30 protein-coding genes and 2 pseudogenes are annotated in these 24594 nt (G+C 54.4%); 17 read left to right on the top strand and 15 right to left on the bottom strand.

The window, feature by feature from the left end:
- Positions 1-138 precede the first annotated feature (138 nt).
- From purF to plsY, 5 genes and pseudogenes are all read right to left on the bottom strand, one after another.
- Positions 139-1671, bottom strand: coding sequence for an amidophosphoribosyltransferase (purF, locus tag JDW22_RS04520; protein ID WP_200521881.1), 1533 nt, complete (start codon positions 1669-1671; stop codon positions 139-141).
- Between the two features lie 441 nt (positions 1672-2112).
- Positions 2113-2892, bottom strand: coding sequence for a CvpA family protein (locus JDW22_RS04515; RefSeq protein ID WP_207748804.1), 780 nt, complete (start codon positions 2890-2892; stop codon positions 2113-2115).
- 23 nt (positions 2893-2915) lie between these two features.
- Complete coding sequence (locus JDW22_RS13645; protein WP_235964882.1) at positions 2916-3854, bottom strand: SPOR domain-containing protein; 939 nt, start codon at positions 3852-3854, stop codon at positions 2916-2918.
- 222 nt (positions 3855-4076) lie between these two features.
- Positions 4077-5327: pseudogene (gene folC / locus JDW22_RS13640) on the bottom strand (bifunctional tetrahydrofolate synthase/dihydrofolate synthase); the annotation flags it as partial.
- 255 nt (positions 5328-5582) lie between these two features.
- Positions 5583-6188, bottom strand: a pseudogene (gene plsY / locus JDW22_RS04505) (glycerol-3-phosphate 1-O-acyltransferase PlsY); the annotation flags it as partial.
- Between the two features lie 65 nt (positions 6189-6253).
- Between plsY and folB the strand changes: the two are divergent.
- The 5 genes from folB to JDW22_RS04480 all read left to right on the top strand — a co-directional run bounded on the left by folB (position 6254) and on the right by JDW22_RS04480 (position 9254).
- Positions 6254-6604 carry a dihydroneopterin aldolase gene (gene folB, locus JDW22_RS04500; protein ID WP_200521878.1) on the top strand — a complete coding sequence of 117 codons (351 nt, stop codon included), beginning with the start codon at positions 6254-6256 and terminating at the stop codon, positions 6602-6604.
- The gene (locus tag JDW22_RS04495) at positions 6597-7757 is read left to right on the top strand and encodes a histone deacetylase family protein (protein WP_329610702.1); all 1161 of its coding nucleotides are present in this window, start codon (positions 6597-6599) and stop codon (positions 7755-7757) included. Before folB ends, JDW22_RS04495 begins: the two co-directional genes overlap by 8 nt.
- A gap of 130 nt (positions 7758-7887) precedes the next feature.
- On the top strand, positions 7888-8109 hold the full coding sequence (locus JDW22_RS04490) for a hypothetical protein (protein WP_003794203.1): 222 nt from the start codon (positions 7888-7890) through the stop codon (positions 8107-8109).
- Positions 8109-8993: an NAD(+)/NADH kinase gene (locus JDW22_RS04485; RefSeq protein WP_040558331.1), complete on the top strand. Its 885-nt coding sequence runs from the start codon at positions 8109-8111 to the stop codon at positions 8991-8993. The genes JDW22_RS04490 and JDW22_RS04485 overlap by 1 nt, the downstream gene beginning before the upstream one ends.
- A gap of 12 nt (positions 8994-9005) precedes the next feature.
- Positions 9006-9254 (top strand): hypothetical protein, encoded by a 249-nt coding sequence (locus JDW22_RS04480; protein ID WP_200521877.1) that lies wholly within the window; start codon positions 9006-9008, stop codon positions 9252-9254.
- Here the strand turns inward: JDW22_RS04480 and ykgO are convergent.
- The 10 genes from ykgO to JDW22_RS04430 form a co-directional block, all read right to left on the bottom strand.
- Positions 9235-9360, bottom strand: coding sequence for a type B 50S ribosomal protein L36 (ykgO, locus tag JDW22_RS04475; RefSeq protein ID WP_003794208.1), 126 nt, complete (start codon positions 9358-9360; stop codon positions 9235-9237). The genes JDW22_RS04480 and ykgO overlap by 20 nt on opposite strands.
- 1 nt (position 9361) lies before the next feature.
- On the bottom strand, positions 9362-9634 hold the full coding sequence (locus JDW22_RS04470; RefSeq protein WP_200521876.1) for a type B 50S ribosomal protein L31: 273 nt from the start codon (positions 9632-9634) through the stop codon (positions 9362-9364).
- 53 nt (positions 9635-9687) lie between these two features.
- Positions 9688-10563: a DMT family transporter gene (locus JDW22_RS04465; RefSeq protein ID WP_200521875.1), complete on the bottom strand. Its 876-nt coding sequence runs from the start codon at positions 10561-10563 to the stop codon at positions 9688-9690.
- A 393-nt stretch (positions 10564-10956) separates the two neighbouring features.
- The gene (thrC, locus tag JDW22_RS04460) at positions 10957-12372 is read right to left on the bottom strand and encodes a threonine synthase (protein WP_200521874.1); all 1416 of its coding nucleotides are present in this window, start codon (positions 12370-12372) and stop codon (positions 10957-10959) included.
- A 66-nt stretch (positions 12373-12438) separates the two neighbouring features.
- Complete coding sequence (locus JDW22_RS04455; protein WP_200521873.1) at positions 12439-12963, bottom strand: hypothetical protein; 525 nt, start codon at positions 12961-12963, stop codon at positions 12439-12441.
- Positions 12964-13096: 133 nt separating this feature from the next.
- On the bottom strand, positions 13097-13492 hold the full coding sequence (locus JDW22_RS04450; RefSeq protein ID WP_200521872.1) for a hypothetical protein: 396 nt from the start codon (positions 13490-13492) through the stop codon (positions 13097-13099).
- A gap of 51 nt (positions 13493-13543) precedes the next feature.
- A complete protein-coding gene (locus JDW22_RS04445) occupies positions 13544-14212 on the bottom strand; it encodes an HAD family hydrolase (protein ID WP_200521871.1) in 669 nt (222 codons plus the stop codon).
- Positions 14213-14501: 289 nt separating this feature from the next.
- On the bottom strand, positions 14502-15521 hold the full coding sequence (locus JDW22_RS04440; RefSeq protein WP_200521870.1) for a hypothetical protein: 1020 nt from the start codon (positions 15519-15521) through the stop codon (positions 14502-14504).
- 97 nt (positions 15522-15618) lie between these two features.
- Positions 15619-16761: a THUMP domain-containing class I SAM-dependent RNA methyltransferase gene (locus tag JDW22_RS04435; RefSeq protein WP_200521869.1), complete on the bottom strand. Its 1143-nt coding sequence runs from the start codon at positions 16759-16761 to the stop codon at positions 15619-15621.
- Positions 16762-16880: 119 nt separating this feature from the next.
- Positions 16881-17135, bottom strand: a complete 255-nt coding sequence (locus JDW22_RS04430; RefSeq protein ID WP_200522001.1) for a spore coat-associated protein camelysin — start codon at positions 17133-17135, stop codon at positions 16881-16883.
- A 327-nt stretch (positions 17136-17462) separates the two neighbouring features.
- On the opposite strand from JDW22_RS04430, the gene JDW22_RS04425 reads away from it, so the two are divergent.
- From JDW22_RS04425 to JDW22_RS04370, 12 genes are all read left to right on the top strand, one after another.
- The gene (locus JDW22_RS04425) at positions 17463-18029 is read left to right on the top strand and encodes a hypothetical protein (protein ID WP_200521868.1); all 567 of its coding nucleotides are present in this window, start codon (positions 17463-17465) and stop codon (positions 18027-18029) included.
- Between the two features lie 93 nt (positions 18030-18122).
- Positions 18123-18341 (top strand): hypothetical protein, encoded by a 219-nt coding sequence (locus tag JDW22_RS04420; protein ID WP_200521860.1) that lies wholly within the window; start codon positions 18123-18125, stop codon positions 18339-18341.
- A gap of 32 nt (positions 18342-18373) precedes the next feature.
- The gene (locus JDW22_RS04415; protein WP_200521867.1) at positions 18374-18949 is read left to right on the top strand and encodes a hypothetical protein; all 576 of its coding nucleotides are present in this window, start codon (positions 18374-18376) and stop codon (positions 18947-18949) included.
- Between the two features lie 93 nt (positions 18950-19042).
- Complete coding sequence (locus tag JDW22_RS04410) at positions 19043-19243, top strand: hypothetical protein (protein WP_200521866.1); 201 nt, start codon at positions 19043-19045, stop codon at positions 19241-19243.
- Between the two features lie 91 nt (positions 19244-19334).
- Positions 19335-19973, top strand: a complete 639-nt coding sequence (locus tag JDW22_RS04405; RefSeq protein ID WP_200521865.1) for a hypothetical protein — start codon at positions 19335-19337, stop codon at positions 19971-19973.
- Between the two features lie 64 nt (positions 19974-20037).
- Positions 20038-20598, top strand: coding sequence for a YqiA/YcfP family alpha/beta fold hydrolase (locus JDW22_RS04400; protein ID WP_200521864.1), 561 nt, complete (start codon positions 20038-20040; stop codon positions 20596-20598).
- Positions 20599-20724: 126 nt separating this feature from the next.
- Complete coding sequence (locus JDW22_RS04395; protein WP_200521863.1) at positions 20725-21363, top strand: hypothetical protein; 639 nt, start codon at positions 20725-20727, stop codon at positions 21361-21363.
- A gap of 66 nt (positions 21364-21429) precedes the next feature.
- The gene (locus JDW22_RS04390; RefSeq protein ID WP_200521862.1) at positions 21430-21666 is read left to right on the top strand and encodes a hypothetical protein; all 237 of its coding nucleotides are present in this window, start codon (positions 21430-21432) and stop codon (positions 21664-21666) included.
- A gap of 195 nt (positions 21667-21861) precedes the next feature.
- Positions 21862-22422, top strand: coding sequence for a hypothetical protein (locus JDW22_RS04385; RefSeq protein WP_200521861.1), 561 nt, complete (start codon positions 21862-21864; stop codon positions 22420-22422).
- Between the two features lie 93 nt (positions 22423-22515).
- Positions 22516-22734, top strand: coding sequence for a hypothetical protein (locus JDW22_RS04380; RefSeq protein ID WP_200521860.1), 219 nt, complete (start codon positions 22516-22518; stop codon positions 22732-22734).
- Between the two features lie 32 nt (positions 22735-22766).
- Positions 22767-23342, top strand: coding sequence for a hypothetical protein (locus tag JDW22_RS04375; RefSeq protein ID WP_200521859.1), 576 nt, complete (start codon positions 22767-22769; stop codon positions 23340-23342).
- Positions 23343-23435: 93 nt separating this feature from the next.
- The gene (locus JDW22_RS04370) at positions 23436-24578 is read left to right on the top strand and encodes a lipase family protein (protein ID WP_200521858.1); all 1143 of its coding nucleotides are present in this window, start codon (positions 23436-23438) and stop codon (positions 24576-24578) included.
- Positions 24579-24594: the final 16 nt, after the last annotated feature.

Below are 24594 nucleotides of genomic sequence, written 5' to 3'. Positions count from 1 at the left end.
TATCAAAAAGGAAAAAAGTGCGGGATGGGCTGGGCAATGGCGGGAAGAGGGCGATGCGGTTGCGATGGGCATCGCCCAAATAAAACCAAAAAGGCAGCCTGAAAACGGTTTCAGGCTGCCTGATTGATGATAGGGGCTTTACTCTTCGCTGTTGTCCACGCTCACGTTGTAATCAATCGGCGTGGGCTGTGGTTGGTTTTCAGGCTGCTTTTTGCTGCTGGACAGGCGTTTGAGATAGGCTTCGTCGATGTCGCCTGTGATGTATTCGCCGTTGAAGCAGGAGGAATCCAAGCCTTCGATTTTGGGATTGAGCCTGCGGATGATGGCTTCCAGCCCGGCCAAATCTTGGAACACGCAGGCATCGGCGTTGATTTCGCGGGCGATTTCGGCGGCGGTGCGGTTGTGGGCGATAAGTTCCTCGCGCGTGGGCATGTCGATGCCGTACACGTTGGGGTAGCGCACTTCGGGGGCGGCGGAGGCGATGTAGATTTTGTTTGCGCCGCTTTCGCGCACCATGTCCACGATTTCGCGGCTGGTGGTGCCGCGCACGATGCTGTCGTCCACCAATAACACGTTGCGCCCTTTGAATTCGCTGGGGATGGTGTTGAGCTTTTGCCGCACGGATTTTTTGCGCGTGGCTTGGCCGGGCATGATGAAGGTGCGCCCGATGTAGCGGTTTTTGATGAGGCCTTCGCGGTAGGGTTTGCCCAGCGCGCGGGCAAGTTCCAATGCGCTGGGGCGGCTGGTGTCGGGGATGGGCATCACGACATCAATGGCGTTGATGTTGATTTCGCGTTTGATTTTTTCAGCCAGCAGCACGCCCATGTCCACGCGGGCTTGGTACACGGACACGCCGTCCATGATGGTGTCGGGGCGGGCGAAATAAACGTATTCAAACAGGCAGGGGTTTAGGCGCGGGTGTTCGGCGCATTGGCGGGTGTGCAGCGTGCCGTCGAATTCGATGAACACGGCTTCGCCTGCTTGGATGTCGCGCTCAAAGTGGTACGACAAGCCGCCGAATACCACGTTTTCGGAGGCAACCGCCCATGAGGTTTTGCCGTTTTTTTCTTGCTTGCCCAGCACCAGCGGGCGGATGCCGTTGGGGTCGCGGAAGGCGAGCATGCCGTAGCCCGCTATCATGGCAACGATGGCATACGCGCCGCGCACGCGTTTGTGCACTCGGGCGACGGCATCAAAGATGTTGTTTACAGTGAGATGCAGCGGGTCGGCGTTTTGGCTGACGGCTTGGCGCAGCTCGTGGGCGAACACGTTGAGCAGGACTTCGCTGTCAGATTGGGTGTTTACATGGCGCAGGTATTGGGTATAGACCTCTTGGTGCAGCTCGGCGGTGTTGGTGAGATTGCCGTTGTGTGCCAACACGATGCCAAAGGGGGAGCTGACGTAAAAGGGCTGGGCTTCGGCGGGGCTGCCTGCGTTGCCTGCGGTGGGATAACGAACGTGGGCGATGCCGGCGTTGCCGTGCAAATCGCGCATGTGGCGGGTGCGGAACACTTCGCGCACCATGCCTTTGCCTTTGTGCATGTGGAAATAGCTGTTTTGCGTGGTTACGATGCCGGCCGCGTCTTGCCCGCGGTGTTGCAGCATTTGCAAGCCGTCATACAAAAGTTGGTTTACGGGTTCGTGTGATACGAGTCCTAATACGCCGCACATGGGGGTCTCCGTGGAGTGGGGTTGAGATGGGGTTGGGTTTTTTGCGATGAAGGCTGTGATGAGGCAGCCTGAAACAGGTTTTGCACTTGGCAAGCGGGTAGGGCGGGCGGATGGGTTTTCAGGCTGCCTTTGGGCGGGCGAACCGGCTTGTTTCAGCCATCACGCGATAGCAATCAGGCAGCCTGAAAACGCTTTGCCGGTTAGCTTGAAGCCGTTGCCCAACCCGGCAGCCAATGGAGCGGCGGGGGCTTGTCGCCAAATGGTTTATGAAACAGAGTATGGCTGATTGACCAAGATGTCGGCGGGCTGCCGACGCGCCAACATTCCCATGCCTGCCGTGATGCTTTCGCGCCGTTTCAGGCTGCCTACTCTACCGTCGCCCAAAATTTAAGGACTACCCGCATCCCGCGCACCTTGCCGATGCGCCAAATGCCGATAGCCCTAAGGGGATTGCTTTGCGTTGGATTTATTTTTGCTGGCACGTTTTTTCGCGCCGTCTTTGGGGTTTTCCAGGCTGTCTGCATCATGGTTTTTGTTGCTTTTATCCTTTTTCAGGCTGCCTTTGCCGTCCGCGTTTGATTCGGCTGCATGGGCGCGATGGGTTTTTGTGCTGTTTACGCCGTTGCCCGCGCCATTTACGTTCGCGCCATTTGCACCGTTGCCCGCTGCCCCGTTTGCCCCGCCGTTTCCTGCTTTGGGCAATGCTCCCAAGGGGAGCGCGGTATCCGTGTGGTCAAAATTGACCTGTTTGGCTAGGAATTCGGGCAGATAGGGCGTGCCCATCAGCGCGATGCTTTCAAAAAACGGCGCGCTGATGGCATCGCGCCATTCGCTGCTTTTGGGCAAATCGCTAAACGCGCACAGCAACACCGTGATGCTCACCACCAACACGCCTTTCAGGCTGCCTAACGCCGCGCCGCCAATGCGGTTGAGTGTGGATAAATGCGCTTTTTTAATCACCAAATCAAACACTTGGTGCGTAAACGCCAATGCCAAACGCGCGGCAACATAAGTCGCCACAAACGCGCACACTACCGCCAACTCGCGCGGCTGCATGGAGGAAAACATAAAATTGGACACATCCACCGCCAAAAAACGCGCAATTGCCAATGCCACCAGCCAGCCCACAAACGAAAACACTTCGCCCATCAGCCCGCGCATGGCAGAAAGCACGATGCAGAAGAGGATGGTGCCGAATGCGAAGAGGTCAAAAGTGGTCATGGCGATGCTTTGCGGTTAGGTGGCTATTTTTGTTCCAGCACGATGCCGCCCAAGCCGCGCGCTTTCAATTTGCCGGCGGCGATTTCGGCTTCCGATTTATTGGGGAACGAGCCTGTTTTCACGCGATAAACCTTGCCTTTATCGGTGTTGATTTCTTCAATAGACGAAGAATAGTTCAGCCCTTTCATTTTTTGCTGCGCGGCTTTGGCGGCGGCGATGTCGCGGTAGGCGCCCACTTGCACGCTGGCGCGTTTTTCTCTGTTGTCTTTGCTGGCTACGGCTTTCTCTGGCTGTTTGGGCACGGTTTTGTTGGCGGCTTTGTCGTCGGCTTTTTTCGGCGCGGCTTTGGCTTGTGCGGCACGTTCGGCAGCAGCTTTTTGCTGTGCCAACAGTTTGGCGCGTTCGGCGCGGCGGGCTTCATCGGCAGCGGCTTTTTGCTCGGCGGCGCGTTCCAACGCGGCTTTTTGTTTGGCGGCGCGTTCGGCTTCGGCTTTGGCAACCACTTCTTGCGCTTGTTTGCGGCGGGCTTCGTCGGCGCGGGCTTTGGCGATGCGTTCTTGCTCGGCGCGGGCGCGGGCTTCGGCGCGTTCTTGGCGGGCTTCGGCACGTTTGCGGGCGGCTTCTTCGCGCGCTTGTTGTTGCTCTAAGCGGCGTTGCTCGCGGGCTTTGCGTTGTTCTTCGCGGCGCAAACGGCGTTGCTCTTCAAGGCTGGCTTGGCTGTCGGCATCGGCAAGCGTGGGCGCGGTATCGGCGGCAGGCGTTTGGCTGCGCGGTTTCGCGCTGGTGTTGTCTTGCGCCAACGGTGGCACAGGCTTCACGCGCGTGCTGGGCGAGCTGGACGTAATAGGGCGGCTGGCTTCGGCGGCGGTTAAAGTGGGCACAGTGGAAGCGGTTTGCGGGGCAACGCCGCTGGGGCGCAACACTTCGGTGGTTACTTTTTGCTGCTGCTGCGGTTGCGCCATTTTGGGTTCAATGTTGTCTTTGGGTCCGTTGCTGGCGACGGCAACAAACAAGCCCCCCGCTAGTACGGTAATCGCGCCTGCGCCGATTAGGCGGCGGCGGTTTTTGTTTTTCAGGTGCTCGTATTCGTCTAAAACGTCTTGGTTTTGCGGTTCGGGTTGGTTTTGGGGTTCTGGATTCATGTTGACGGGTCTTTCTGATGATGCGGCGGCGGCTTGGGCGGGCAAGCTGCCTAAAACTTCGGCTACGGTGTGGAACGAGCCGAATACAATTATTCTATCATTTTCCGTAACTTGCGATAAGGCGGCGGTGTAGGCAGCCTGAATGGTATTGTAGGGATGGATGGGCTGGATGTCATGTTTTTTCAGCTTGGTGGTGAGCGCGGTGAGCGTCATGCCGCGCGGCAGGTCTAGCGGGGCGATATACCATTCGTCGATGCTGCCTTGCAGGGTGTTGATAACGGCATCGCTGTCTTTATCGGCAAGGATGCTGAACACGGCAATCGTGCGTTTGGCGGGCAGGGCGTTGAGGCTGCTGGCAAGGGCGCGGGCGGCGTGCGGGTTGTGCGCCACGTCTAAAATGATTTCAGGCTGCCTTTGGATGATTTGAAAACGCGCGGTGTTTTGCGCTTGGGCGATGCCTTGAGCCAACGCTTCGTTGCTCACGGGCAACTGCTGGCGCATGATTTGCACGGCGGCGACGGCGCAAGCGGCGTTGTTGAGCTGGAACGCGCCTTGCAAGGCAGGCAGCGGCAAATCGATTTTCAGGCTGCCGTTGTTGGCTTGCCATTGCCAGCTATCAATGCGCGCGAGATAGGAAAATTGGTGATTGAGTTGCAACAGTTTTGCGCCGATGTTTTTGGCGTGTTGCCCCAACGAATGCGGCGCGGGGTCTTGCCCGAAGATGGCGGGTTTGCCTGCGCGGAAAATGCCCGCTTTTTCTTTGGCGATTTGCTCCACGGTGTCGCCCAGATAGGCTTGGTGCTCCAAATCCACGCTGGTAACAATGGCGCAATCGGCATCAAAAGCATTGACGGCATCCAGCCGCCCGCCCAAGCCGACTTCCAAAATCATCACGTCCACTTGATGTAGCCTGAAAATATCCACCGCGGCTAAGGTGTTGAATTCAAAATAGGTGAGCGACACGTCGCCGCGCGCGGCTTCAATGCGCTCAAATGCGGCAACGATGTCTTCGTCGCTCACGGGCTGGCTGTTGATGGCGATGCGTTCGTTAAAGCGCAGCAGGTGCGGGCTGGTGAGCGTGCCGACTTTGTAGCCCGCTGCGGCATAGATGTGCGACAAAAAGGCGCAGGTTGAGCCTTTGCCGTTGGTGCCGCCCACGGTGATTACGGGGCAGGAGGGGGCAAGGTCCATCGCGTTTTTTACTTGGGTTACGCGGGTCAAACCCATGTCGATGGTGGTGGGATGGGCGGTTTCTAAATGGGCGAGCCATTGGGAGAGCGTTTTGCTTTGCATTTTTTATAGACTGCTTATGGTTATCGAGAGTTGTGTGTCATTGAACGGGCGGATGCCCGGCCTGTGTTTTCAGGCTGCCGAAATAGATTTCAGGCTGCCTAAACAATGCTTTCAGGCAGCCTGAAAATCGGTTTACGATTGTCGCGCGTTTTTTTGCAGCACAACGACTTGTTCTACTTTTTGGGGTTCGGTTTTAGGCGCTTGTTCCGCCACGGGCGCAACAGGGTTGGCGGGCTGCGCAGGGGCGGCGGTGTTGCCCACATCGGGTTCGTTGCCCGCCTGCATGCGTTTGATGTTGTCGCGGTGGCGGACGATGACCAGCGCGCCCACCACTACCAGCGACCAGCCCCAGCTTGGATGATAGGGGTGCTGTATCACGATAAACGCGGTAAACGGCGCACACGCGGCGGCAATCAAAGCGGCGAGCGAAGATTTTTTAAACTTGAACGCAATCGTCGCCCAAATCAGTGCCACCCAAAACGCCGTCCAAAACGACATCGCCAAAATCACGCCAAAGCCCGTTGCCACGCCTTTGCCGCCTTTAAAGCCGAAGAAAATGGGATACATATGCCCCAGCACCACGCCAATCGCCGCCAAGCCCACGGTGTAATCGGGCAGTCCCAGCCAAGTGGTTAAGCAACGCGCCAAGCCAATCGCCAGCAAGCCTTTAAACGCATCGCCCAGCAGGGTGTAGGCGGCTGCTTTTTTGTTACCGCTGCGCAGCACGTTGGTGGCGCCGGGGTTGCCCGAGCCGTAGGTTTTGGGGTCGGGCAAGTCCATTTTTTTGGAAACCAAAACGGCGGTGGAAACAGAGCCGATTAAATAAGCCACTACCGCAATCATCAATGCGAATAAGAACATACAAACACCGCGCCTTTCGTTTACAATAACAAAAACCGCGCATATTTTAACGGAACTTTAAGTAAATGGACAAAATTTTCTTACACGGCATGAAAGCCGACACGCTCATTGGCGTGTACGACTGGGAGCGCCAGCATAAACAAACGCTTATCTTGGATTTGGATGTGGTTTTGCCCGAAAACAGCCACCAAGACGACAACATTGAGCACACCATCCATTATGGCGAGATGTGCCAGCTTATCCGCCAAGAGCTTGCCGATTGCGATTTTAAGCTGCTGGAAAGCCTTGCCGAATTCGTTGCCCAGCTTGTGTTTGAACACTATCCCACACCGCAGCTGCGTTTGCGCGTGAGCAAGGCGGGCGTGCTGCCCGATGTGCGCGAAGTGGGCATTGAAATCGAACGCTATCGTGCCTAATCCTATGCGCTTGGTTTCACGCGGCAAAGCCTGTTTGGGCAGCCTGAAACGCCTTGCCCGCAAAGTCATCCGTTGGGCGCGGATTCGCTTGCGGCGCGTTGCGGGCAGCCTGAAAAGCTGTTTGCCTGGCAAGCTGGTTTTTCCCGTGGCGCTGGTGCTGCGGCAATATCGCTTTGTGCGCGCCAAATTGCTGCGCTTGCTGGCGATTAAGGGGCGCACCGCGTGGATATTTTCGCCCGCTTGCCGCACGCATTTTGTGAGCGGCGAGCATCCCGAAAGCCCGAAGCGGCTGGAAGCGATTGAGCGCGTGTTGCGCAAATCGGGCTTGTGGCATTTGCTGCAAAAAATCGAAGCGCCCGAAGTAACCGACATCCAGCTATCGCGCGTGCACACCCGCAAGTATTTGAACAGCCTGGAAAACCAAATCCCCAGCAATGGCACGGTGAAAATTGAAGAAGACACTTATTTAAGCCGCGACACGCTTGCCGCCGCCCGCCATGCCGCTGGCGCAGCCATCAAAGCGGTGGACATGGTGATGAAAAAGCAAGCCAAAAACGCCTTTTGCGCCATCCGCCCGCCCGGCCATCACGCCCATGCCGATAAAGCCGCAGGTTTTTGTTTTATCAACAATGTTGCCGTGGCTGCCATGCACGCCATCGCTGAATACCGCTTGCAGCGCGTGGCGATTGTGGATTTTGATTTGCACCACGGCGATGGCACGGAAGACATTTTCCGCGACGACCCGCGCGTGATGCTGTTGTCGTCGTTTGAGCATCCGCTGTATCCGTTTAGCGGCGTGCCGTTTAAGGGCAGCAACCCGAATGTGATTAACTCGCCGCTCAAAGCGGGCGATGGCAGCAACGAGTTTCGCGATGTGGTGCGCGCCCAATGGTTGCCGCGCCTTGCCAGCTTTCGCCCGCAGATGATATTTTTTGCCGCAGGCTTTGATGCCCACCGCAACGACGATTTGGGGCATCTGAACCTAACCGAAGCCGATTACGAATGGATTACCAAAAAAATCATGCTGATTGCCAACCGCCACAGCCAAGGGCGCATCGTTTCGGTGTTGGAAGGCGGCTACAAATTAACCAGCCTTGCCAAAAGCGCGAAGGCGCATATCGCGTGTTTGGTGAAGGCGAGTCCGTTTATTTGAGGCAGCCTGAAAACAGAAACGGATGGCTTGCCAGCCATTTCAGGCTGCCTTTTGTTGAATCCTTTGTATAACGCGCAACGGATGGAGCGTCGGCGGCTCGCCGACATCTTGGCAAAACAGTCATACTCTGTTGAATAAACCGGTTGGCAGCGAGCCGCCGCCGTTCCATTTTGGATTTCAGGCTTTTGGATTTCAGGCTGCCTCCTGTTTAAATCCTTTGCCCAACCCCAAAGGCAGCCTGAAAACGCACGAAGTGAGTTTCGGCGAAGCCAAAACAAGCGCAGCCCGTTTCATCAGCACGCCACCCTGTTTTCAGGCTGCCTTATCCTCCCAAAAAACCTTTACACCATGATCCCCAGCAAATTCCACCGCATCGGCATCCTCACCCGCCCCAACACCCCCGACATCGCCCCCGTTATCCACGACCTGATTGCCTTTTTGCACGCGCAGCGGCTCGCCATCGTCATCGACAAGCCCTGTGCCGACAACGGCTTGGTGAGCGAGCGCGACCTGCAATTTTGCGCCGTGAGCGACAACATCGGGCAAGACTGCGACCTGATTTTGGTGCTCGGCGGCGACGGCACCTTCCTATCCGCCGCCCGCAAAGCCGCGCCCTACCGCGTGCCGCTGATTGGCGTGAACCAAGGGCATCTGGGCTTTTTAACCCAAGTTTCGCGCGAAAACATGGTGGAAGAACTCAGCAAAATGCTGGCGGGCGATTATTTAGCGGACGACTGCATTTTGCTGGAAACCAGCGCGCAGCGCGGCGGCGAAGCGATTTATCACGGCATCGCGCTCAATGATGTGGTGATTTCGCGCGGCGGCGCGGGGCAGATTATTGAATTTGAAGTGTTTATCAACAACCAGTTTGTTTGTACCCAGCGCAGCGACGGCTTAATCGTTTCCACGCCCACGGGTTCAACCGCCTATTCGCTGGCGGCGGGCGGCCCGATTTTGCAAACTGCCATCCGCGCGCTCACGCTGGTACCGATTTGCCCGCAATCGATGACCAACCGCCCGATTGTGATCGGCGATGCCAACGAAATCCGCATTTTGATTACCAAAGCGGGCGACGCGCGCGTGCATTACGACGGACAATCGTTTGTGGACATCCAAAACATGGATGAAATCATCATTCACCGCTATCACAACGAACTGCGCGTGCTGCACCCGAGCAGCTACCAGTATTACAAAACCCTGCGGCAGAAACTGCATTGGGGCGAGCAGTTGATTTGACGTTGGTGATTCATGAGTTGGCAAAGGCAGCCTGAAAACGAGCAAATGCTTGTTTTCAGGCTGCCTTTTATGTTGGCTTGGTTGATTGGGCAAGATGAGCGGGCGGTTTCTTGCGCGGCTTTCGTGTTGTTGAAATCGGGTAGTCGTTCAATCCGCACAATCAGTTCCGAATCCATCAAACCTGTTTCCCCTACAAGATTTCAGGCTGCCTTAATCATCAAAGGCAGCCTGAAAACAGCGTTTACCGTTGCCGCGCCTTAAATCGCGGATTGCTTTTGCAAATCACATACACCTTGCCCTTGCGGCGCACGATTTGGCAATCACGGTGGCGGTTTTTCGCCGCTTTGAGCGATGACAGCACCTGCATCTTATTTCTCCTTTTTCAGCGCAGACATCATGCCCGCATAGCGTTGGTTGAATTGGCTGGCGCGCCCCTCTTTGTTGTGCTCGCGCTGCTTGCCCGTGTAAACCGGGTGCGATGCCGATGAGGTATCCAGCATAAACACGGGATATTCCTTGCCGTCTGTCCATTGCATAGTTTTGTTGGTGGGCGCGCACGAGCGGATAAGCCAGCCCTCGTTGACGCTGCTGTCGTAAAACAGCACGGTGCGATAGTTTTTCGGATGAATGCCTTGTTTCATGCCACACTCCTTGGTAGATAAAACGTTATGGTATAACACTAGTAAGAAGCATGTCAATCCTTGCGCTGGTGCCATTGGCGCAACGGCAGGCGATACAGCAGCAGCGCCGCGATAATCAGCGCGCCGCCCGTCGCTTTTTCCCACGACAATTGTTCGCCCAAAAGCAACACGCTAAACAGCAGCGTCCACACGGGTTCCAACACCATAATCATCGCCGCGTTGCCAATCGGGCAGATTTTTTGCGCGTGTGTTTGCAGCAAAAAGCGCGTGTTGGTAATCACCACAATGCCGATGATGAGCCACATCCAACTGGCGGCAGAAAGCGGGAACTGCCACGTTTCAAACGCCAGCGAATAGCCGCTGCACACAATGCCCGCACAGGCGAGTTGCACGGTGGTGAGCGGCAGCACGTTCATGCCTTTGGAAAACTGGTTGTTCAGCACAAAAAACAGCGCACTCATCAGCGCGGAAAGCGCAAACAAGCCGCTGCCCAGCGACATTTGCAACGGTGATTTGCCCGCGTTCAGCAAATACAGGCCGCAGCCTGAAAGGGCGAGCGACAGCCACAGCATCGGCGAGGGGCGATGGCGAAACAGCAGCCACGACAACAGCGGCGCAAGCAGCATGGAGGAACTGAGCAGCAACGCGCCTTCGCCAAAATGGGTGCTGTGCGCCACGCCTTGAATCCAGAAAAAAATGTTGCCCGAAAACGCCGCGCCCACCGCCGCCGCGCGGGCAAATTGTCCCGCCGTCCATTGGCGAAGCTGCGGCAGCGCAAACGGCAAAAACAGCAGGGCGGCGCCAACCATGCGCGCGCCGATAAAGCCTGCGGCGGGCAGTTCTTGCAGCGCGGCTTTGGAAACAAACCAGCCGCTGGCGGCCAGTAGGGTTACGAGTATGAGCCAGAGTTCTCCGCGATAGTTGTTCATGGTTGTGCTTTCGGGTTTCAGGCTGCCTAAGGGGGGAAGGCAGCCTGAAAATGGGTTGGCGGGATGGTTTCAGGTTGAGACCTTTGCAAAAGCGCTGAGGCAGCCTGAAACTTACAGTGCAACGGTGGCGGCTTGTCGCCGTAAATGGCACATTTAACAGAACTTTGCTGTTTGGAAAAATGTCGGCAAGCCACCGCTGCTCCATCGGTTATGGATTTTGCAAAAGTTTCAGGCTGCCTCAGGCGATTGCCCAACCGCCTTTGCTCATCCGCAAAACAAGCAAACGGCTGAAAGCGCATCACATTTCAGCCGTTTTGCTATTTAGGGAATACAACAATCAGGGCGCGTTTCCCCGTTTTAGCTTCGCAACGCCGCTACGCTTCGCAGGCTACCTTATGCGCCGCCGACCTTGTTGCGAATGATGGATTTGACCGTATCGGCATCGCTGTCAATCACTTGCACGCGCTGGGGCAAATCTTCCAAGCCTGCGAGTTTGGCGGGGCGGGGAATGGCAACGCTGCCCACGGCTTCGTGGATGGTGGCGTCAAATTTGGCGGCAAGTGCGGTTTCTAGGCAAACAATGGTTTCGCCTGATTCGCGCAGTTGGCGGGCAACTTTGATGCCATCGGCGGTGTGTGGGTCAATGAGTTCGCCGTCGGTTCCGTACACGGATTTTATGGTGGCCAGGCGGTCGGCGTGGGTGCTGCTGCCTGAAACGAAGCCGTATTTTTGGCGGATGATGTCTAATTTGTCTTGCAGATTGAAGCCGTTGCCTTGCGCAACGTTTGCCCACAGGCTTTGCACTTGGTTGGCATCGCGCCCCACCAAGTCAAAAACAAAGCGTTCAAAGTTGCTGGCTTTGGAAATATCCATAGACGGGCTGGATGTTACATAGGTGTGCGCGGCATCGCGTGGGCGGTATTGTCCTGTGCGGAAAAATTCGTCTAACACGTTGTTTTCATTGGTGGCGACAATCAGGCGGTCAATCGGCAAGCCCATTTGTTTGGCGATGTGCCCCGCGCAGATGTTGCCAAAGTTGCCGCTGGGCACGCAGAAGCTGACGCGCTGCTCGTTGCTTTCGCTGGCGCGCAAATAGCCTGCAATGTAGTACACCACTTGGGCAACAATGCGCCCCCAGTTGATGCTGTTTACGGTGCTGATGCGGTAGCGTTGTTTGAATTCGGCATCGTTTTGCACGGCTTTGACGATGTCTTGGCAGTCGTCAAACATACCGCGCACGGCGATGTTGATGATGTTTTCGTCTTGCAGGCTATACATTTGGGCGCGCTGGAAGTTGGACATTTTGCCATCGGGCGAGAGCATGAACACGTTGATGCCGCGTTTACCGCGCAGGGCGTATTCGGCGGCGGAGCCTGTGTCGCCGCTGGTTGCGCCGAGAATGTTTAGGGTTTTGTTTTCTTTGGCTAAAACGTATTCAAAGGCGTTGCCCAAGAATTGCATCGCCATGTCTTTGAAGGCGAGCGTGGGGCCGTTGGATAGGGCTTGGATTTTGATGCCGTCTTTGAGCGTGCGCACGGGGGTGATTTCTGCGCTGCCGAATGTTTCGCGGGTGTAGGTGCGGTTGATGATGCCGCGCAGGTCGTTTTCGGGGATGTCGGTGGCGAACAGGCGGATGACTTCAAAGGCGAGTTCGGCGTAGCTGAGGGTGCGCCAGTGGGTGAGTTGCTCGGCGGTGATTTGGGGATAGTGCTCGGGGAGCATTAAGCCGCCGTCGGGGGCGAGCCCCATAAGCAGGGCTTGGCTGAATGTTTTGGCGGGGGTGTTGCCGCGGGTGCTGATGTAGTTCATGTTAGGCTTTCGGTTGGGGTGATAAAGGGAGCAGCCTGAATTGCGGATTGTTGGTTTTCAGGCTGCCTATTTCTGCAAATTATCAATCATGGCGTTTGCGCCGCAGCGCAGCGCGCCCGACAGCATGCTGTCGCCTTTGTTCATGCAGTTGGTGCGCTCGTTGTCGGGCAGGGGTTGGGTGAGCTGTTGGCCGGCGCGGTTGCCGAGGTCTTCTATTTTGCTGCCGATTGCTTTGCCGTTCTTTTTGGCGGCGGGCAGCTGCTCGCGCAGGATGTTTACGATGGCGCGGCTGTTTTGTTTGTTGATGATGCCGGTGGAATCCAGCTGCGGCAGGAGCTGTTCCAGCGCACGTTGTCCGCCGGGGGTGTCGATGACTTTGCTGATGCTGTCCAGGCTGCTTTCCCATGCTTTTTGCCCGCAGTCGCTTTTGCGGGCTTTGAGGCAGTCGATGGCTTCGCTGCCGACGTTGAGGCTTTGGGTGTAGGTTTCGTTGTAGAGGGCGGATTCGTCGTAGGGGTTGTCGGCTTGGGCGAATGGGGCGGCGAGCAGTAGGGCGGCGAATAGGGCGAGGGCTTGGGCTTGGCTGTTCATGGGGCTTCCTTTTGGCTGTTTGGCGCGGCGTGGATTTGAGCGGTGTTGAACTTGGTTTCAGACTGCCTTGGGGGATGCGGGATAGGATTAAGGCAGCCTGAAAGTGTGTTTTGGTTTTCAGGCTGCCTTTGGGTTATTTGTTAAACAGGCGTTTGTAGCACGCGGTTACGGTTTTGGCGGTTACTTCGGCGGCCACTTTAACGCGTCCGCTTTCGGTGAGCAGTTCGGGCAGCTGGGCGGCGGTGATTTGGTTGGGGGCTTCTTCGCTGGCGCAGCCGCAGATTTTGTTTTCCCATTCGGTTTGTTTGGCTTGGCTCATGGCGAGGGCGATGGTGCGCCATTCGGTGCGGGCTTGTAGTTCGTTTACGCAGCGGTTTTGCACATACATTTGCACGGCGGATTTGCCGATGCCTGCTGCGCTAGATGTGCCTGCGCCGCCGCCAAGCAAGCCGCCTACGCCTGCTGTGCCGCTGTCCGCGCAGGCGGTGAGTAGGGTGGCGGTGATAAGGGTGAGTGCGATTTTTTTCATGATTTTTCCTGTGGTTAGGTTGATTAAAAAGATGGCGAGCCGAAGGGTGTTTCAGGCTGCCTGAAAGGTGCGGAGTATATCAAGAATTTGCAGGGGGTTGGCGGCGGATGCGTGGTAGCCCCATGTTTCGGGGGTGTCGCCGGGGGCGATGTAGCCCCATGCGGCGAGGATGGTTTGCATGCCTGCATTGCGCCCTGCTTGGATGTCGCGTTCGGCATCGCCTACATAGATGCAGTTTTCAGGCTGCACTTGCAGGGCGGCGCAGGCGTGGCGCATGGGCAGGGGGCTGGGTTTGGCTTCGGGGCAGGTGTCGCCGCTGACGACGGCGGCGGGCGGGATGGCGAAGCCGAGTTTGGGGACAAGGCGGTTGGTAAAGGCTTGGGGTTTGTTGGTGATGATGCCCCATGCGATGTTTTGTGTGGCGAGTCGGGCGAGCAGAGGGTTGATTTCGGGGAAGAGCGCGGTGTCGCGGTCGAAGCATTGTTCGTATTCGGCGAGGTAGTCGGCGCGCCATTGGGGAAAATCGGGGTGTTCGGGAGTGATGCCTGTGCCCAGTCGGATGAGGGCGGCTGAGCCGTGGCTGGCGTGGGGGCGGATTTGGGCTTGGGGTTTGGGGGGGAGCCCGTGTTTTTGCAGCAGGCTGTTGAGGGCGTTGCCGAGGCTGGGGGCGGTGTCGGCGAGGGTGCCGTCTAGGTCGAAGAGGATGGCTTGGATGGGCATGGTTTGGGGGTTTCGTTGGGTGGCTGGGTTTCAGGCTGCCTTGGGAATGGGCAGCCTGAAAGCGGTTGGTTGTATGATTGGGGCAGCCTGAAATGCAGCGGTTTGGATGGGGCAAACGGGTTGCGCCTGCGTTTGCTTTGTTCGTTTTGACTTTGTTTAAGCCTTTGGTTTGGGCTTTGCTGAAACGGGTGAATGTGTTTTCAGGCTGCCTTTGGATTGGTTTTCAGTGGATAGGCAGCCTGAAACGGCGAAAACCCGTTTTCAGGCTGCCTTTTAAGCCCAGCTGAACCTAGTGGATGGTGGTTTCGCCGAAGAGCCAGTCCAGCTGGGTTTGGTAGTAGCTGTTGCCGTTGCGTTGGTCGATGTCTTTGGCGATTTCGCGGGCGTTGGCTAGGGCTTCGTCGTTTTGCGGGATGATGGCGAGCAGGTAGTGCCAATAGGTGAGGATGTCGGTTTGGCTGGCGGCGAAGATGTCGTCGTTGTATTCGTTGATAAGCTCTTCGGCGGTGTCGGGGTCGTTGAGCGGGTAGTAGAGCTGGATGAGCTGGGGGATGAGCTGGATGAATTCTTGCCGCTCGGTTTCCAGATGCTCTATGGCGTGGTCCAGCAGGTGGCGGGCGCGTGCCGTGTTGCCTGTCTGAATTAGGCTGTGGACGATGTAGTAATAGCAGTTGTGGGGGACTTCGGCGCAGGTGAGTTCGCCCGCCAGAATGGGCTTGGCGAGTTCCAGCACTTGGTTGTAGTCGCGGATAAAGTGGTGGTATTGGATTTGGGTGCTTTGCTCGCAGGCGGGGCAGTCGTTCATGCCGTCGTGTTCGTTGTTTTGCCATTGCTGGTAGTGTTCGCGCACGGCATCCACATTGCCCAGCAGGATGTTTTGTTCCATCAGGGATTTATGCAGCATGGCGGGGCTGAATTTGTAGCGTTCGTACCATTGTTGCATTTCTTGGTTGGCTTCTTGGATGCTGTCCAGGGTGGCGTTGAGGTCGCGCGGTAGGTCGCCCACCAGCCATTTGAACCGCCACAGGCAGCCCATGAGTTTGTTGAAGGCTTGGTCTTCTTCGGGGCTGTTGTTGGGGGTTTCGCTAAATTGGTGTTGCCGCCAATGGGTGAGCCATTTGAGGCAGTGCATTTGCCAATCGCAGCCGAAGCCGTGTTGGCGGGTTTCTTCGCCGACAACGTAGTCGCTGATGGCGGCGGCGGTGTCGTAGTCGTGTGCTTCCATGGCTTGGTTGAATTGCTGGATGGTGGCTTTTTGGCGTTCGCGGCGGTCGGTGATTTGTTCTATTTGGTCGGGGTGGAAGGTCATGGGGTGTTCCTTTGTGGGATGTGTTCGGCTTCGGTTTCAGGCTGCCTGTGGGGTGTGCGGGATAGGCAGCCTGAAACGCGGTTAGGCGAAGCCAAAATTATTCTTTGCGGTTGCTGCCGGCAACCATGTCAAACAAGAATAGGCGGCAGTCCAAATTGCCGTTGAACAGTGGGATTTTGCGCTTGGGTTTCAGGCGCATGAGCTTGGGCATTTCCATATCGCCCGACAACAAGCCCGCTGTCCAGCCCGCGTAGTGCTGTTTGAGCCAGCTTCCGAGCTGTGGATAAAGCGCGTGCAGGGCTTGGATTTCGGCAAGGCGCACGCCATAGGGTGGGTTGGCAACAAGAATGCCGTTTGCGCCGTTTGGGCGGGTGTCTTGCGCGTCTAACACGTTGAACTGGATAATATTTTCCACTTCTGCGCTGGCTGCATTGGCGCGGGCGGCGGCAATCATGCGGCGGTCGTTATCAGACGCGGCAATGGGGTTTTCAGGCTGCCTTATATCGGCGCGGGCAGCGGCTTTGAGTTTGGTCCACAGGGCTTTGTCGAAGCTGTTGAATTGTTCAAAACCAAAGCGGCGCATTAAGCCCGCTGCGCGATTTTGTGCAATCCACGCGGCTTCTATGGCGATGGTGCCGCTGCCGCAGAAGGGGTCTTGCATGGGCTGCGTGCCGTTGTAGCCCGCCAGCAGCAGCAAGCCCGCGGCAAGGTTTTCGCGCAACGGAGCTTCGCCTGTGTCTTGGCGATAGCCACGTTTGAATAAGGCTTCGCCGCTGGTGTCAATAAAGATGCTGGCAGTTTTGTCGTCTAAAAACAAATGGATGCGAACATCGGGGCGGGCTTTGTCCACGCTGGGGCGGCTGCCTGTTTGGCTGCGGAAGCGGTCGCACAGCCCGTCTTTGATTTTCAGGGCGCAGAAATCCAGGCTTTTGACGCGGGCGCGTTTGCCCTCGGCTTTGATTTTGAATGTTTTTTCTACACCGAACCAGTTTTCCCAAGCGATGTTTTTGGTGGCGCGGTATAGGTCGTCTTCGTTGCGATAAGGGGCTTGGGCGAGTTGCAACAGCACGCGGCTGGCGGTGCGCGAATAAAGGTTGATGCGGTAAACGTGTTCTAGGCTGCCACGCGCGGATACGCCGCCATCGGTGGGGGCGATTTGGGCGCAGTTTTGCTGGGCAAGCTCTTGCGCGAGGATGGGTTCTAGACCGCGCGGACAGGTGATGAATAGGGAGTGGGGCATAAGGGGGCTTTCGGGGATTTTGGCTACGCTGAACTTCGTTTCAGGCTGCTTTTGGAGGCGTTAGGCAGCCTGAAAATGGGATGGGCGCAAACGCGGTTTCAGGCTGCCTTGGGGGCTTATTAGCGATAACACACGCGGCGGCGTTCGTATTCATCGTAATAGCAACGGCGCGGCGGCGGGGGCGGCGGCATGGTGTAAACAGGCGTTTCGCTGATGTTTACGGTTGTGCCAGCGGGGGCGTTGACGGTTACGGTTTTGTGGATGGTGGTTTGCGATTGAAGCGGCAGGTCTATTTCGGCATAGCGTCCGAATGGGGTTTCGCTGTATGTGCAGGCAGCGAGCGTGAGAGCGATAGGGAGAATGCGCCAGTTCATAATGGTGTCCTTGATGCTGCGGATGGGGTGGATTGTATAAGATTGAAGGCAGCCTGAAAACGGCGGAAGGGGTTTCAGGCTGCCTATTGGGTTGTTTGGGTGGGTTTTAATGTGGGCGCAGCCCGAAAAATGAGAAAACCGTCCGCGATTGGGGAGCGGGCGGTTTTTTTCAGGGAATAGGTTAGTTGTTAAACCCAACGGTTTCAGCAAGGCAAATTTTGTTGGGTCAAAACCCAACCTACGCTTGCTGCGTTGATTGTGGTTGGTGATGCGTAGGGTGTGTGCCGCAGGCACGCACGCGGTTGGTTGAGGTTGGGAACGGCGTGCGTGGCAAAGCCACACACCCTACACAGGCTACGCTTGCTATTGTCGGGTTGCGGCGAATCCGTTCCCACCGAAACCTCTTGGAGGGAGGAAGTGCAGTTGGAAGACGGCACAAAGATATGGGTACGGCGCACCGTGGTGGGCGAGGCATATACCGAATTGGGCGGTTATGGCGAATATCAGGTATCAAAAGAAGTATTGGAAGTGATAAACGCCCCGGGGCTGGGGAAGCCGCCCGTGTGGTCGGCAAAATGGAGTTTGCTGGTTTTGGACAGGGACAAGGACGGAGTTTGGTATATCGTGGTAACCCCGCTGGATGCGGAGGGGTGGACAAAGCTGGAACCCAAGCTGCTCTATGCCCAGTTTAAGGCAATCGACGGCCAGTGGCGGCAGGTGGAGATTGATCCCACATTGCATGCTCGGGATGCCAATTTGGAGCCGCGTTTCCGCGCGGGGAAAATGCCCGAAGCGGTTTCTTTGGACGACAAGCCCCTGTCCAAGATATGGGGGTATGATTCGCCGGTAGTTGTCCCGCAATATGAATATATCAATTTAAAACTGAGATACTGATTCAAAACATTAACCTGTGTCAAAAAACCCTGTTCCCGCACGGGTTAGAATTTTTCCGAAAATTTATCGATTCATATGATTAGGAGACTGAAAATGACCGCCATTGATCCCAAAACCTATGCCCAACTGGCTTCCCGCACATACGACCGCAAAGACATCCGCAACAAGATGACGCTGCCTCAAGATTTTACCGAATTGGGCTGGCAGGACGATGACCCGTTGACGGGTTTTTCGGCAAATACAGATTCAGGCTGCCTTACGCATGTTTTTCCAAAAGGGAAAGCGTCCGTAAGGCAGCCTGAAAAATATTAAACCCAATCTAACCGACAGAAAGGAAACCTGAAATGAAATCCTCCCCAACTCTGACCGCCATGCTGCTGTCCGCCGCCCTATTGTCGGGTTGCGGGGAATCCGTTCCCACCGAAACCTCTTGGAAAGAAGAAGTACTGTTGTCGGACGGAACAAGGATATGGGTTCGGCGCACCGTGGTGGGCGAGGCATATACCGAATTGGGCGGGATTTCGGCATACGAAGTATCCAACCGCACGGTGGAAGTGATAAACGCCCCGGGGCTGGGGAAGCCGCCCGTGTGGTCGGCAAAATGGCGCACGCTGGTTTTGGACAGGGACAAGGACGGGGTTTGGTATATCGTGGTAACCCCGCAGGATGCGGAAGGCTGGACAAAACTGGAACCCAAGCTGCTCTATGCCCAGTTTAAGGCAATCGACGGCCAGTGGCGGCAGGTGGAGATTGATCCCAAATTGGATGCACGAACGGCCAATTTGGAACCGCGTTTCCGCGCGGGGAAAATGCCCGAAGCGGTTTTTTTGGACGACAAACCCCTGTCCAAGCTGTGGGGGTATGATTCACCGGTAATTGAGCCGCAGTATAAATACATTAATTTGGATTTGAGGTACTGATTCAAAACATTAACCTGTGTCAAAAAACCCTGTTCCCGCACGGGTTAGAATTTTTCCGAAAATTTATCGATTCATATGATTAGGAGACTGAAAATGACCGCCATTGATCCCAAAACCTATGCCCAACTGGCTTCCCGCACATACGACCGCAAAGACATCCGCAACAAGATGACGCTGCCTCAAGATTTTACCGAATTGGGCTGGCAGGACGATGACCCGTTGACGGGTTTTTCGGCAAATACGGATTTTCAGGCTGCCTTACGAATGCGTTCCCATTGTGGAAGACATCCGTAAGACAGCCTGAAAGTTATATGGCAGCCTGAAATCGCGTGGGCATAAATGGCTACCCTACCAATCTATCCTAACCGGAAGAAAGGAAGTTTTAATGAAACCAAGCAAAACCTTAACCGCTCTTTTGCTTTCCACCGCCCTATTGTCGGGTTGCGGGGAAAATTCGGGTACAAGCTATGTTATCCGCGTTATGAATTTATTCTTCCCCAAAACGCCAAATATTGCCAAAGAAACCACTTGGAAAGAAGAAGTGCAGTTGCAGGATGGAACAAGAATTTGGGTGCGCCGAACGGTTGTCGGCAAAGCGCATCAGGATATGATGAACGGACCGGGCAGGGGCGAATACAGAGTTAGTGCATATAGATTGGAGGTGATTGATTCGGCGGGGCTTCCGCCGCCACCCGTATGGGAGAGCAAATGGTTTCATATAATTATTGACCGTGATAAGGAAGGTACATGGTATGTGGTTGTTACCCCCGTCAATACGAAAGGATGGTATGATATTAGCCCAAAATATCGTTACGCTCAATTTAAATCTAAAAATGGAAGGTGGTATCAAGTAGATATTGATAAAAATTTAGATGCACGGAACTCTAACTTATCTCCATATATCCGAATAGGAAAAATGCCGGAAAGTGTTTCACTTTACGATAAACCCCTATCTAAACTATGGGGATATGATACGCCACAAGTGAACTCGCAATATAAATATGTGAATTTAGATTTACGTTAGAATACATCTACACCTTTATAGTAGATTCTATTTCTTAACTTACCTTTAAATAAAGGAAACCAACATGAAACTTAATGAAAAAATCTACGCGCAACTAGCTAATCGCGTTTATGACCGTAAAGAAATTGTGAATAAAATGACACTTCCAGAAGGTATTACCGAGTTAAAATGGATGGATGATAATCCTTCAACCGGTTTTTCCGCAGGCGTTTATCGTGCGGAAGGCAATAAAATCATTATATCATTTACTGGTTCTAATATAGGAGATCACTCTTTGGGAATGGCGGGAGATTTTGCCGTTGCCAATGTTCCGTTGGGCTTGGGTCTTAACAGCCCGCAAATGATTCAGGCTGTTTCATTGGTGCTGGAAACCATACGCCAATATCCTGATGCGGAAATTTCGTTTACGGGGCATTCTCTCGGCGGTGGTTTGGCTTCCATTATGGCAATTCTTTTTGATAAAAAGGCGGTGGTGTTTGACCCTGCGCCGTTTAAGGCGGCTGTTTTGAACCCGTTCAGATTAAGGAGATTAAACGGATTTCTCATAAAAAACGGCTGGCAAAATTCTTTCAGGCTGCCTTACGATTGTGTTCCCGTTGTGGAAAACATCCGTAAGGCAGCCTGAAAGTTATATAACGGTAGGGTGGGCACTCGCTGCCCACGCGTTCCGAATCCTAAGGCAGCCTGAAAACGCGTGGGCAGCAAGTGCCCACCCTACCAATCTATCCTAACCGGAAGGAAGGAAGTTTTAATGAAACCAAGCAAAACCCTAACCGCTCTTTTGCTTTCCACCGCCTTATTGTCGGGATGTGGGGAAAATTCGGGTACAAGTTATGTTATCCGTGTTATGAATTTATTCTTCCCCAAAACGCCAGATATTGCTAAAGAAACCACTTGGAAAGAAGAAGTGCAATTGCAAGATGGAACAAGAATTTGGGTACGCCGAACGGTTGTCGGCAAAGCGCATCAGGATATGATGAACGGACCGGGCAGGGGCGAATACAGAGTTAGCGCATATAGATTGGAGGTGATTGATTCGGCGGGGCTTCCGCCGCCGCCCGTATGGGAGAGCAAATGGCTTGATATAGTTATCGATCGTGATAAAGACGGCACATGGTATGTGGTTGTTACTCCTGTCAATATTAAAGAGTGGTATGATATTAGTCCAAAATATCTCTATGCCCAATTCAAAGCAATAAATGGAAAATGGCAACAGGTAGAAATCGATCCAGCTTTGGATGCACGAACAGCCAATCTAGAACCTAGATTTCGGGCAGGAAAAATGCCAGAAAGTGTCCCTCTTTATGATAAACCCTTGTCTAAGATATGGGGGTACGATTCTCCAGTTGTTGATGCACAGTATCGTTATATAAATCTAGATTTACGTTAGAATCTAGCTACACCTTGTATAGCAAATTCTATTTTTTACACTTACCTTTAAATAAAGGAAATCAATATGAAACTTAATGAAAAAATCTACGCCCAATTAGCTAACCGTGTTTATGACCGTGAAGACATCCGCAACAAAATGACGCTGCCCGAAGGCGTTACCGAATTGGAATGGTATGATGACGACCCGGAGAGCGGTTTTTCCGCCGGTGTTTACCAAAACGGCAATCAGGCGGATATTTTGCTTTTCAGGCTGCCTTACGGATGCGTTCCCGCTGCGGAAAACAACCGTAAGGCAGCCTGAAAGCTATCCGAACTGATTTTTTTAACCAAGCAAGGAAACCAAAAAGTGGAAAGAACAGAAAGCAGAAGAATCCGAATCGAAAGAAAAGAACGGAAAACGAAACCGGCCCAATCCGCAAACGGTTTTCTGTTTTCCACCTTATCGGCAATATGGTTTTGTGTCCGTATCATATGGTTTTTTTTCCGTATCATTTTTGTGGGTATAATTCTAATGGTCGGCTATCTTGTTTATTCGTCTGGCGGCAATTCCGTTCCGAAAGAAACAACATGGAAAGAAGAAGTACTGTTGTCGGACGGAACAAGGATATGGGTTCGGCGCACCGTGGTGGGCGAGGCATATACCGAATTGGGCGGTTATGGCGAATATCAGGTATCAAAAGAAGTATTGGAAGTGATAAACGCCCCGGGGCTAGGGAAACCGCCCGTGTGGTCGGCAAAATGGAGTTTGCTGGTTTTGGACAGGGACAAGGACGGGGTTTGGTATATCGTGGTAACCCCGCTGGATGCGGAGGGGTGGACAAAGCTGGAACCCAAGCTGCTCTATGCCCAGTTTAAGGCAATCGACGGCCAGTGGCGGCAGGTGGAGATTGATCCCAAACTGGATGCACGAACGGCCAATTTGGAGCCGCGTTTCCGCGCGGGGAAAATGCCCGAAGCGGTTTCTTTAGACGACAAGCCCCTGTCCAAATTGTGGGGGTATGATTCGCCGGTAGTTGCCCCGCAGTATAAATACATTAATTTGGATTTGAGGTACTGATTCAAAACATTAACCTGTGTCAAAAAACCCTGTTCCCGCACGGGTTAGAATTTTTCCGAAAATTTATCGATTCATATGATTAGGAGACTGAAAATGACCGCCATTGATCCCAAAACCTATGCCCAACTGGCTTCCCGCACATACGACCGCAAAGACATCCGCAACAAGATGACGCTGCCTCAAGATTTTACCGAATTGGGCTGGCAGGACGATGACCCGTTGACGGGTTTTTCGGCAAATACAGATTCAGGCTGCCTTACGCATGTTTTTCCAAAAGGGAAAGCGTCCGTAAGGCAGCCTGAAAAATATTAAACCCAATCTAACCGACAGAAAGGAAACCTGAAATGAAATCCTCCCCAACTCTGACCGCCATGCTGCTGTCCGCCGCCCTATTGTCGGGTTGCGGGGAATCCGTTCCCACCGAAACCTCTTGGAAAGAAGAAGTACTGTTGTCGGACGGAACAAGGATATGGGTTCGGCGCACCGTGGTGGGCGAGGCATATACCGAATTGGGCGGGATTTCGGCATACGAAGTATCCAACCGCACGGTGGAAGTGATAAACGCCCCGGGGCTGGGGAAGCCGCCCCTGTGGTCGGCAAAATGGCGCACGCTGGTTTTGGACAGGGACAAGGACGGAGTTTGGTATATCGTGGTAACCCCGCAGGATGCGGAGGGGTGGACAAAGCTGGAACCCAAGCTGCTCTATGCCCAGTTTAAGGCAATCGACGGCCAGTGGCGGCAGGTGGAGATTGATCCCACATTGCATGCTCGGGATGCCAATTTGGAGCCGCGTTTCCGCGCGGGGAAAATGCCCGAAGCGGTTTCTTTGGACGACAAGCCCCTGTCCAAGATATGGGGGTATGATTCGCCGGTAGTTGCCCCGCAATATGAATATATCAATTTAAAACTGAGATACTGATTCAAAACATTAACCTGTGTCAAAAAACCCTGTTCCCGCACGGGTTAGAATTTTTCCGAAAATTTATCGATTCATATGATTAGGAGACTGAAAATGACCGCCATTGATCCCAAAACCTATGCCCAACTGGCTTCCCGCACATACGACCGCAAAGACATCCGCAACAAGATGACGCTGCCTCAAGATTTTACCGAATTGGGCTGGCAGGACGATGACCCGTTGACGGGTTTTTCGGCAGGGGTGTATCAAAACGGAAACCAAATAGTGATTTCCTTTACGGGGACAAACGAAAAGCAGCTGAAAGACTTTGTTGTCGCCAATATTCCTTCGGGCGCGGGGTTTGGCAGCGCGCAAATTACGCGGGCTGCCGAATTGGTATTGGAAACCATGCGGCAACATCCCGATGCGGAAATCAGCTTTACGGGGCATTCGCTGGGCGGCGGTTTGGCTTCGGTGATGGCGGTGCTGTTCGACAAAAAGGCGGTGGTGTTCGATCCCGCGCCGTTTCAGGCTTCGGCACTGAATCCCGTAACGCTGGCAATGCTCTATCTTTATCTGACACACAACGGTTATGAAAATGAGGCTTTGCGCCGCTATGTGCTGCCCACGGAAAAACCGCCCCTCATTCCGAACGTGAATAATTTGTCCGGTTATTTTGCCGAGAATATAGTGAAAATAGGCCAATTGTTTCAGCAACGGGAACAAAACGTGTCCAGTTGGCATGTCCGTGGCGAGGTGTTGCAGCTTACCCGAGATTATGCGGTGGAAATTGGCACGGTGGCGGCATTGCTCAGCAAGGGGATGTTGGGCATCAATTTTGGCGCGATTATCGGCGAAGGGCAGGCGCACGAACTGGACGTAGGCAAGGATTTGATACAAGGTTTCGGTGTCGGTTCGACAAGCGAAGAACGCTACCTTCGGGCAGTGCGGCAGGCCGTGGAACAGGAATCAACGTTAAGGGAGATGTACGGCGACAAGCAGGAGGGTTTGTGGGCCAAGGCATCCACTGCCTTTAACAAAGCCGTGGATCTGCATTCCATTGTGTTGTTGCAGGGGCTGATGGACAGCGAACACTTCCGCCAAAGCCTGCAAGCCATGCCGGACGCGCTGGATATCCTGTTCGACCGACAGATGTATGCCTTGGAAAGTACGGAAACAGAAGAGGGTGCGGATTTCTTTGCCCGCCTGATCAAGCAGCAGATCGGCGGGGTGGATAAGCGGCCTTCCGACACCTAAGGCAAACTGATTGAGA

This window comes from Kingella bonacorsii (assembly GCF_016623605.1).
Classification (GTDB): Bacteria; Pseudomonadota; Gammaproteobacteria; order Burkholderiales; family Neisseriaceae; genus Kingella_B; species Kingella_B oralis.
This window is presented reverse-complemented; position numbering and strand designations above follow the sequence as displayed.

Bases quoted from the DNA above. Each gene is read 5' to 3' on its own strand.
- JDW22_RS04440 (WP_200521870.1), bottom strand. From the start codon at position 15,521: ATGACCTTCCACCCCGACCAAATAGAACAAATCACCGACCGCCGCGAA.
- JDW22_RS04465 (WP_200521875.1), bottom strand. From the start codon at position 10,563: ATGAACAACTATCGCGGAGAACTCTGGCTCATACTCGTAACCCTACTG.
- JDW22_RS04515 (WP_207748804.1), bottom strand. From the start codon at position 2,892: ATGACCACTTTTGACCTCTTCGCATTCGGCACCATCCTCTTCTGCATC.
- JDW22_RS04415 (WP_200521867.1), top strand. From the start codon at position 18,374: ATGAAATCCTCCCCAACTCTGACCGCCATGCTGCTGTCCGCCGCCCTA.
- JDW22_RS04370 (WP_200521858.1), top strand. From the start codon at position 23,436: ATGACCGCCATTGATCCCAAAACCTATGCCCAACTGGCTTCCCGCACA.
- JDW22_RS04395 (WP_200521863.1), top strand. From the start codon at position 20,725: ATGAAACCAAGCAAAACCCTAACCGCTCTTTTGCTTTCCACCGCCTTA.
- JDW22_RS04420 (WP_200521860.1), top strand. From the start codon at position 18,123: ATGACCGCCATTGATCCCAAAACCTATGCCCAACTGGCTTCCCGCACA.
- JDW22_RS04375 (WP_200521859.1), top strand. From the start codon at position 22,767: ATGAAATCCTCCCCAACTCTGACCGCCATGCTGCTGTCCGCCGCCCTA.
- JDW22_RS04445 (WP_200521871.1), bottom strand. From the start codon at position 14,212: ATGCCCATCCAAGCCATCCTCTTCGACCTAGACGGCACCCTCGCCGAC.
- JDW22_RS04435 (WP_200521869.1), bottom strand. From the start codon at position 16,761: ATGCCCCACTCCCTATTCATCACCTGTCCGCGCGGTCTAGAACCCATC.
- JDW22_RS04455 (WP_200521873.1), bottom strand. From the start codon at position 12,963: ATGAACAGCCAAGCCCAAGCCCTCGCCCTATTCGCCGCCCTACTGCTC.
- JDW22_RS04410 (WP_200521866.1), top strand. From the start codon at position 19,043: ATGACCGCCATTGATCCCAAAACCTATGCCCAACTGGCTTCCCGCACA.
- JDW22_RS04390 (WP_200521862.1), top strand. From the start codon at position 21,430: ATGAAACTTAATGAAAAAATCTACGCCCAATTAGCTAACCGTGTTTAT.
- JDW22_RS13645 (WP_235964882.1), bottom strand. From the start codon at position 3,854: ATGGCGCAACCGCAGCAGCAGCAAAAAGTAACCACCGAAGTGTTGCGC.
- ykgO (WP_003794208.1), bottom strand. From the start codon at position 9,360: ATGCAGGTGCTGTCATCGCTCAAAGCGGCGAAAAACCGCCACCGTGAT.
- JDW22_RS04380 (WP_200521860.1), top strand. From the start codon at position 22,516: ATGACCGCCATTGATCCCAAAACCTATGCCCAACTGGCTTCCCGCACA.
- JDW22_RS04470 (WP_200521876.1), bottom strand. From the start codon at position 9,634: ATGAAACAAGGCATTCATCCGAAAAACTATCGCACCGTGCTGTTTTAC.
- JDW22_RS04400 (WP_200521864.1), top strand. From the start codon at position 20,038: ATGAAACTTAATGAAAAAATCTACGCGCAACTAGCTAATCGCGTTTAT.
- JDW22_RS04405 (WP_200521865.1), top strand. From the start codon at position 19,335: ATGAAACCAAGCAAAACCTTAACCGCTCTTTTGCTTTCCACCGCCCTA.
- JDW22_RS04480 (WP_200521877.1), top strand. From the start codon at position 9,006: ATGAGTTGGCAAAGGCAGCCTGAAAACGAGCAAATGCTTGTTTTCAGG.
- purF (WP_200521881.1), bottom strand. From the start codon at position 1,671: ATGTGCGGCGTATTAGGACTCGTATCACACGAACCCGTAAACCAACTT.
- thrC (WP_200521874.1), bottom strand. From the start codon at position 12,372: ATGAACTACATCAGCACCCGCGGCAACACCCCCGCCAAAACATTCAGC.
- JDW22_RS04450 (WP_200521872.1), bottom strand. From the start codon at position 13,492: ATGAAAAAAATCGCACTCACCCTTATCACCGCCACCCTACTCACCGCC.
- folB (WP_200521878.1), top strand. From the start codon at position 6,254: ATGGACAAAATTTTCTTACACGGCATGAAAGCCGACACGCTCATTGGC.
- JDW22_RS04430 (WP_200522001.1), bottom strand. From the start codon at position 17,135: ATGAACTGGCGCATTCTCCCTATCGCTCTCACGCTCGCTGCCTGCACA.